Here is a 727-nt window from a genome sequence, read left to right as displayed (position 1 = left end):
TGGGGCTCCCCCGGAAAAGTGGACACGGTTAGCTTGATTGCTGACTTGCCAATGACTTGATTTCGAAGTCGATGGGCGAGATCATTCCCAGCGAACTGTGCCTCCTGTCATGGTTGTAGAATCGGATGTAATTGTCAAGTCCCACAGCGAGATTCGCGTAGGTGGTGAACGCGTGGCGCTTGTAGTACTCGTGCTTGACGGTCGACCACAGCGATTCGGCACCGGCGTTGTCCCAGCAGATCCCGGTCGCTCCCATTGAGCGACGCAAGCGGTGCTTGCCGCAGGCGGCGGCCATGTCGTGGCTGGTGTACTGGCTGCCCCGGTCGGAATGCAGGATGGTGCCGGCCACCGACCCGCCACGGGTGAACACTGCAGCGTCCACGGCGGCCTCGACCAACTCGGTTCGCATGTGATCGGCCAGCGACCAGCCCAGCACCCGACGCGAGTGTTCATCGCGGATCGCGCACAGGTACGCGTCTCCCTCGCCGCAGGTCAGGTACGTGATGTCCGAGGTCCAGACCAGGTCGATGCCTCCCTTGTCGAACACCCGCCCGACGCGGTCCGGCGGGAACGACGCCGTCGGGTCGACCACCGTGGTCTTCACCTTGAAGGTGCGTGGGCTGATGCCCTCGATACCCATCTCGGCCATGATCTTCGCGACGGTGTTCTCCGAGACCGCGACACCCTCAGCATGCAGGTCAGCGGTGATCCGCGGCGAACCATAGAT

The 727-nt window shown here is 62.9% G+C and carries 1 protein-coding gene; it reads right to left on the bottom strand.

Annotation, left to right across the window (positions count from 1 at the left end; translation table 11 throughout):
* Positions 1-28: 28 nt before the first annotated feature.
* The coding region (locus tag GD1_RS24005) for an IS3 family transposase (protein ID WP_059040036.1) at positions 29-727 on the bottom strand (699 nt) is incomplete at its 5' end.

It is taken from the genome of Gordonia desulfuricans NBRC 100010 (assembly GCF_001485495.1).
In the GTDB taxonomy this organism is placed as follows: domain Bacteria; phylum Actinomycetota; class Actinomycetes; order Mycobacteriales; family Mycobacteriaceae; genus Gordonia; species Gordonia desulfuricans.
This window is presented reverse-complemented; position numbering and strand designations above follow the sequence as displayed.